Origin of the sequence: Flavobacterium sp., from assembly GCF_044368995.1 — a bacterium.
Taxonomy (GTDB): domain Bacteria; phylum Bacteroidota; class Bacteroidia; order Flavobacteriales; family Flavobacteriaceae; genus Flavobacterium.
Genome location: NZ_JBIPMS010000097.1, coordinates 1 through 6,388, shown reverse-complemented (window position 1 = coordinate 6,388; position 6,388 = coordinate 1). Strand labels below are relative to the sequence as shown.

The window sequence follows — 6,388 nt, the reverse complement described above, 5'->3', positions numbered from 1 at the left end:
CTTTTATCATGACTATTGCTTTGTTGTCAATGGCTGGAATTCCTATTTTAGCTGGATTTTTTGCTAAATTCTTTTTATTAAATCAAATAATCTCAAGTGGTTTTATTGGATTGGCAGTTATTGCCATTATTAATTCAATGATTGCTGTGTACTATTATTTTAAAATAGTTGTTGCCATGTTTACCAAAGAACCGGTTTATGATAAAGAATTTGCCAATCATTCCGAATATTATATAGTTGGAATTGTGGCCACAGTGTTGTTACTACTGATTGGTATTTTCCCAGATGCGATACTGAATTTAATATAAAAACAAAAAGTCCAAATTTACATTTGGACTTTTTTTTATAACTCAATTAAAACAGAAACAGCATTGCCGCCAAACCCAACGGCATTGATCAATATTCTTCTTAATTTCTTGGTAGTATTTTTATTCTTATAAAAAGGCGTTTCAATAAAATGCTGGTGCTGAAGCATTAATATGGCCAATTCAATACTTAATAAGCCCGACGTGGCAAACGTATGCCCTACTTTCCACTTGTTAGAAGTTAACAAAGGAATAGTTGTGCCAAATACTTTTTTAATGGCTTCCAATTCTGTTTTATCACCCTGTATTGTTCCTGGTGCGTGCATTATAATCGCATCAATATCTTCTAAAGAATAGTTTCCTATTGCCATTTTCATCGATTTCTGAAAACATGCTGCACCTGTTGAAATAGAGGTAGAACTTGATAAAATTTCCGTAGCATAGCCAATTCCTATGATTTTGGCTAGTGCTAATTCTGGATTAAGCGATAGTGACAAACAAGCCGCTGCTTCACCCAAAACCATCGTATTGGAAGTTTTATCGAAATCCAAACACTTGTTGGCTAAAGCGGTTTCTTCGTTAGAATATACTTTTAAAGCCGTCATTTGACTTAACGTAAAAGGTGTTAATGGTGCTTCGCTTGCGCCCACTAAAAACTGACTACACATACCCGATTGCAACCAGGCAATTCCGTTTAACAAAGCGTGTAAACCTGTAGAACAAGTAATAGAATGCGATATTTCTGGTCCATCAGTTTGTAAATCGTGCGACACCCAACTAGAAATATTTCCTAAAGTTGTAGCAGGTGAAGTAAACGTAGAAACCGCTCCGTCATTAATAAAATCAGTATGGTGCTTTTCAAATAATGTGGTGGCACCACGAGAAGATCCAAAGTTAATTCCAACATTTTTATTTAAAAAAGTACTGTTTTCTAAGCATTTTCTGGCAACCAAAATGGCCATGATTACCGATTTATCCAACTGTTTGTATTTGGAATCTGAACCTACAACATTGCTTAAAAATCCAGTTTCCTTATCTGAAAATTTAGCAACCCAATATTCTTTCTTATTAGCTTCTAACTTTTGAAACAACGAATTTTTATGCAAATAATTGGCCCAAATTTCGGTAGTAATAGTTCCTAATGCCGAAATAGAAGCGATGGAATTTATATAAACTGGTTGTTTTAGCATGGAATTTCGTTTAAAGCCTTTTCGATAGTTGTATAAATTTGTTGCAAACTTGCCTCAGCAATAATGTACGAAGGCAAAATATAAATTACATTACCAACTGGTCGTAAAATAACCCCTTTATCAATAAAATAATTGTAAAACTGATTGCGCAAATTACTGTAATACGATTGCTTTTCGGAAACCTGAATTTCTAAAGCAAAAATAACCCCTAAAACACGTGTAGATTTTACTTTAGGATGCTTAGAAATGTGTTGTTCAAATTGAAGATGCGAAGCATTTATCTTATTGATATTTTTAAAAGTGTCTGGTTGTTCTAATAAAGAAATACTCGCTAAAGCTGCCGCACAACCTGTAGGATTTGCTGTAAATGTATGTCCGTGTAATAAGGCATGATTGACATTATCGCTCACAAAACCGTCAAATATGTCTTGAGTAAAAGTAGTAATTGCCATTGGGATGGTGCCACCCGTAAGGGCTTTACTCAAACACATCATATCAGGTTGGTTTATCAAATAATCACAAGCAAACAATTTCCCTGTTTTTCCAAAACCTGTCATCACTTCATCTGCAATGGTGAAAATATTATTTTTCTTACAAACTGAAATCAATTTGTCTAGTTCAACAGCTTCGTACATTACCATTCCGGCAGCACCCAAAACCAATGGTTCAAAAATAAAAGCGGCGACTTCATTTTCAGCAATTGCCTTTTCCAATGCTAATTTCGAAATTTCTTCATTGCCTTTTGTGGGAACTGGAATGCGGATTACCTTAATTAATGCTTCTTGAAACGCTTCTGTAAACAAGCCAATGCCGCTTACTGCCATGGCTCCGAAGGTATCACCATGAAAAGCATCTTCAAAAGCAATGATGGTATTTTTTTTAATGCCTTTGTTATAATGATATTGAAAAGCAGCTTTTATAGCCACTTCTACCGCCGTAGAACCATTATCAGAATAGAAGAATTTTCTTTGATTTGACGGTAAAATTTCGACTAATTTCTCGGCTAATTCTACCACCACATTATGTGTGAAACCACCAAATAAAACGTGTTCCAAAGTGTTTAGTTGTTTGTAAATGGCATCGGCAATAAACGTGTTACTATGTCCGAACGGATTGACCCACCAAGACGCAATACCATCAATGTACTGTTTCCCGTTTTCGTCCCATAAAAATTCGTTTTTTCCTTTAACAATAGCAGGAAAATGCGAATTAATTTTATGTTGCGTATAAGGATGCCAGTTGTATAAACTATCTTTTTCTGAGAGTGTCATTTTTTTTAAGAAAATAGAAAATAGCGCATAGAAAAAAGATGCTCGTAAATTCTAAAATTATATATGGCAAAGATAAAGGCAATTTCTAAATTCTATTGTATTTTTTGAAGATTTTCTCTAAACAAATCGGCGTAATATTTAATCACATTTTGGTCAAAGTACGGTTCGTTGTCAATTCTTCCTAACATGGGCACGTTAGTTTTTTCTAAAATGATGCTTTCTGTGGCTTTATTTTCGTCTCCTGAAAAGATAATTCCTGCTACATTTAACTTTCTAGATTTTAGAATTTCAATGGTCATTAAAGTATGGTTAATACTTCCTAAATAATGCCTAGAAACCACAATTACCTTATAATCTGGCTGAATAATGTCTATAACACAATCCGTACTATTTAATGGGACTAAAACACCACCTGCACCTTCCACCACCAAATGGTTGGTAGTTTTTGGTTCCTTAATTTGGTTTAAATGTATTGTAATTCCGTCAATTGCAGCTGCATAATGCGGACTTGCAGGCGTTTGCAACGCATAAGCGTTTTTATGGAATTTTGTAGTAGGATTTGAGACATATTTTTCCACTTTATTCGTATCCGAATTATCTAAATCGCCCGCTTGTATGGGTTTCCAATAATCCGCTTCTAAAGCTTTTACAATAATTGATGACGCAATTGTTTTGCCTACATCTGTTCCGATTCCTGTTATAAATAGTTTCATATTTTTGAGTTGTTTCGCAGAGATTCACAAAGTGTCCGCTGAGCTACACAAAAATACAAATAAAAACTTTGTGAAACTTTGTGGAATTTAGCGAATCTTTGTGGAATTGTTTTTTAAAATTCAAAGTTACAGTTTTCGCACTTATATTTTTGTTTAGAAAGTAATGGCATGGATAACGTGAGCAAACCATATATAAAAGCCATAAACGATTTTACATCTTTAATTGTAGTTGCCATATTTACTTTTTGAGAACAACAATTCGGGCAAGATAATAATTCGCCTTTATCATCAACAGAATATTCAGGAATGGAGTCTAAAATATGTCTTGCTTTTAGCACGTCTTCTGAATTTACAAATATTTTAACGCCGCCTAAAGCATTGCTCAATAGTGGATCGGTATTAATTGTGTTTTCATTTTGTAAAAATACTTCAATGCCTTCTGATTCTAATTTTCCTTTAAATAAATACGCCTCAGAGGAATATTGATAATTGGCAACTTCAATTAATGATTGTCTCATATTAATTATAGAATTAATGTGCTTAATTCGTCTAACACGTTTTTCATTTCTGATTCCGTAGTATAAGAATGCAAGCAAAATCGAAGTCTTTCTTGACCTTCCGGAACAGTTGGCGACAAAATTGCTTTCACTTCAAATCCTTTTTCTTGTAATTGAGAAGCGATTTTTTTTACTTTATCATTTCCAGGAAGTATAGCCGAATGAATGGCCGATTTACTGTAAACAAACAAAGGTTTGATGCCTAAAAGTTGCTTTTGCTGATTGAAAAAAGTAATGTTTTCTTTTAATTTATGAAGGGCAACCGACTGATTTAAATTTTGATACGCTACTAAAATTGTTGCTACCGAATGAGGCGAAAGTCCGGTTGTATATATAAAACTTCTTGCAAAATTGACTAAATATTCTATTAAATCAGTATTTCCTAAAATAGCTGCGCCGTGACATCCCAAGCCTTTACCGAATGTCATAATTCGGGCAAATACTTTATCTTGAAGTTGTTGCGATTGAATTACGCCTTCTCCTTTTTCTCCAAAAACACCCAATGCGTGTGCTTCATCAACTACTAAAAGTGCCTTAAATTTTTCTGAAAGTTGTACTAAAGTTTCCATATTAGGCGTATCGCCATCCATAGAAAAAACAGACTCTGTAACGATGTAAATTGTATGAAGTTCGGAATTTGGAGTTTGGAGTTTGGCAATTTTCATTTCTAAGTCTTCGTAATCGTTATGTTGAAATTTGTATGATTTGGCGTGACTCATTTGTATGCCATCACGAATGGAAGCATGACACAACTCATCATATAAAATGACATCATTTCTTTGCGGCACAGCGCTAAAAAACCCAACATTAGCATCGTAACCCGAATTAAAAATTAAAGCCGCTTCAGTTTGATGAAAAGCCGCAATATATTTTTCAGTAGTTTCATACAAATTATGATTTCCTGAAAGTAATCGGGAACCTGTTGCGCCGTTTATTTTGATGTTATTCTCAACTAAATATTGGTGTGTAGTGTCAAATATTTCTTCGTTTTTAGCAAAACCCAAATAATCGTTGGATGAAAAATCGATTCCACTTGTAGGTAAAGGCAAATTGCGTAACGCATTGGAGTCTTTACGAAAAAGTATTTTTTGCTGAAGTGCTTTTGGAATTTTCATAGTGTAAAAATACGAAAATCAAAATTAAATACAATAATTTAATTTTTTATTGTTATTTAATAATTATTTATTATATTTGAAAATTATTTATTAAAAATAAAACTATGAGAAACTTAAACTTATTAAAAACTATTGTAAATTATGTATGGATAATGTCTTTAATTTTTTATCCAATTTCCATAATTATTTGTATTTTGTTATTAATTTCAAATGAACCAATTGACATTCCTTTACAAATTTCTGGTAACAATATAGAATTAAATACGGTCAATTCGAAAATTGCTTTTGTTATAGCTTTATTTAATTATGGACTAGGTATTTATATTTTATATTTATTTAAGAAACTATTAAACCTATTTTATAATAAATTAATTTTTGAAGAAACTTGCTACGATTTATTAAGACAAATAGGAAAACTTATACTATATTCTGCTTTTATTTATTTGATATGCGAGTTTCTTATAAAAATTTCTAAAGATAAAATTGGCATTCAATTTGGTTATGGTCCATTTATTTATTTGATTGGAATTGGCTTGTTTTTTAAAGTATTAGCAGAAGTTTTTAAGGTTGGAAAACGTTTGAAAGAACAAAATGAACTTACCATATAATTATGGCAATTATAATTAATTTAGATGTGATGCTTGCTAAACGCAAAATGCGTTCCAATGAATTGGCAGAAAAGTTGGATATGACTTTGGCGAACTTATCAATTTTAAAAACAGGAAAGGCAAGAGCTATTAAATTTTCTACACTAAATTCAATTTGCAAAATTTTGAATTGTAAACCAGAGGATATTATAGAATATATTGAAGATTAGGCAAATAAGATTGCTTCGTACCTCGCAATGACATAAAAAAAATCCCGATAAGAAAATGCTTATCGGGATTGTTATTTTAAAAAAGTACTGAATTAGTCTGCTAAAACAATTACTTTATTGTTATTCATCTCTATAGTACCAGATTGAATGGCTAACCAATAAGTTTGCTCATTTACTTTTGTAAATTTTGATTCATTGTTTTTATCAATATTAAAACTAGTTGCACTGATTTTTACATTTCCTTTTTGTAAAATGGAAACTACAGCTGCGTGATTGTTTAACATTTGAAACTCGCCATTAATTCCTGGAACAGAAACGGAGGTTACTTCTCCTGAAAATAAAGTGGCTTCTGGTGATACTATTTCTAAAATCATAATTTAAGTTTAAAATTCCAAATTTTAAAATTCCAAATTCCAAAAT

The 6,388-nt window shown here is 32.2% G+C and carries 9 protein-coding genes; 3 read left to right on the top strand and 6 right to left on the bottom strand.

The window, feature by feature from the left end:
- The coding region (locus tag ACIQ2I_RS07180) for a proton-conducting transporter membrane subunit (RefSeq protein WP_396181745.1) at positions 1-308 on the top strand (308 nt) is incomplete at its 5' end.
- A gap of 35 nt (positions 309-343) precedes the next feature.
- Here ACIQ2I_RS07180 and ACIQ2I_RS07175 read toward each other — a convergent pair.
- The 5 genes from ACIQ2I_RS07175 to ACIQ2I_RS07155 form a co-directional block, all read right to left on the bottom strand.
- The gene (locus tag ACIQ2I_RS07175; RefSeq protein ID WP_396181744.1) at positions 344-1,495 is read right to left on the bottom strand and encodes a beta-ketoacyl synthase N-terminal-like domain-containing protein; all 1,152 of its coding nucleotides are present in this window, start codon (positions 1,493-1,495) and stop codon (positions 344-346) included.
- Complete coding sequence (gene bioA / locus ACIQ2I_RS07170) at positions 1,489-2,766, bottom strand: adenosylmethionine--8-amino-7-oxononanoate transaminase (RefSeq protein WP_396181743.1); 1,278 nt, start codon at positions 2,764-2,766, stop codon at positions 1,489-1,491. The genes ACIQ2I_RS07175 and bioA overlap by 7 nt, the downstream gene beginning before the upstream one ends.
- 92 nt (positions 2,767-2,858) lie before the next feature.
- Positions 2,859-3,479 carry a dethiobiotin synthase gene (bioD, locus tag ACIQ2I_RS07165; RefSeq protein ID WP_396181742.1) on the bottom strand — a complete coding sequence of 207 codons (621 nt, stop codon included), beginning with the start codon at positions 3,477-3,479 and terminating at the stop codon, positions 2,859-2,861.
- A gap of 113 nt (positions 3,480-3,592) precedes the next feature.
- Complete coding sequence (locus ACIQ2I_RS07160; protein WP_396181741.1) at positions 3,593-3,997, bottom strand: DUF2007 domain-containing protein; 405 nt, start codon at positions 3,995-3,997, stop codon at positions 3,593-3,595.
- A 5-nt stretch (positions 3,998-4,002) separates the two neighbouring features.
- Positions 4,003-5,151 (bottom strand): aminotransferase class I/II-fold pyridoxal phosphate-dependent enzyme, encoded by a 1,149-nt coding sequence (locus ACIQ2I_RS07155; RefSeq protein ID WP_396181740.1) that lies wholly within the window; start codon positions 5,149-5,151, stop codon positions 4,003-4,005.
- 104 nt (positions 5,152-5,255) lie between these two features.
- On the opposite strand from ACIQ2I_RS07155, the gene ACIQ2I_RS07150 reads away from it, so the two are divergent.
- Together ACIQ2I_RS07150 and ACIQ2I_RS07145 are read left to right on the top strand one after the other, a co-directional pair.
- On the top strand, positions 5,256-5,759 hold the full coding sequence (locus ACIQ2I_RS07150) for a DUF2975 domain-containing protein (protein ID WP_396181739.1): 504 nt from the start codon (positions 5,256-5,258) through the stop codon (positions 5,757-5,759).
- A gap of 2 nt (positions 5,760-5,761) precedes the next feature.
- Positions 5,762-5,968 (top strand): helix-turn-helix domain-containing protein, encoded by a 207-nt coding sequence (locus tag ACIQ2I_RS07145; RefSeq protein ID WP_396181738.1) that lies wholly within the window; start codon positions 5,762-5,764, stop codon positions 5,966-5,968.
- Positions 5,969-6,060: 92 nt separating this feature from the next.
- Here ACIQ2I_RS07145 and ACIQ2I_RS07140 read toward each other — a convergent pair whose 3' ends face one another.
- Complete coding sequence (locus ACIQ2I_RS07140) at positions 6,061-6,342, bottom strand: F0F1 ATP synthase subunit epsilon (protein ID WP_396181737.1); 282 nt, start codon at positions 6,340-6,342, stop codon at positions 6,061-6,063.
- Positions 6,343-6,388 lie beyond the last annotated feature (46 nt).

Excerpts from the sequence above, each read along its gene's own strand:
- bioA (WP_396181743.1), bottom strand. The coding sequence starts at position 2,766 with ATGACACTCTCAGAAAAAGATAGTTTATACAACTGGCATCCTTATACG.
- ACIQ2I_RS07155 (WP_396181740.1), bottom strand. The coding sequence starts at position 5,151 with ATGAAAATTCCAAAAGCACTTCAGCAAAAAATACTTTTTCGTAAAGAC.
- ACIQ2I_RS07145 (WP_396181738.1), top strand. The coding sequence starts at position 5,762 with ATGGCAATTATAATTAATTTAGATGTGATGCTTGCTAAACGCAAAATG.
- ACIQ2I_RS07175 (WP_396181744.1), bottom strand. The coding sequence starts at position 1,495 with ATGCTAAAACAACCAGTTTATATAAATTCCATCGCTTCTATTTCGGCA.
- bioD (WP_396181742.1), bottom strand. The coding sequence starts at position 3,479 with ATGAAACTATTTATAACAGGAATCGGAACAGATGTAGGCAAAACAATT.
- ACIQ2I_RS07150 (WP_396181739.1), top strand. The coding sequence starts at position 5,256 with ATGAGAAACTTAAACTTATTAAAAACTATTGTAAATTATGTATGGATA.
- ACIQ2I_RS07140 (WP_396181737.1), bottom strand. The coding sequence starts at position 6,342 with ATGATTTTAGAAATAGTATCACCAGAAGCCACTTTATTTTCAGGAGAA.
- ACIQ2I_RS07160 (WP_396181741.1), bottom strand. The coding sequence starts at position 3,997 with ATGAGACAATCATTAATTGAAGTTGCCAATTATCAATATTCCTCTGAG.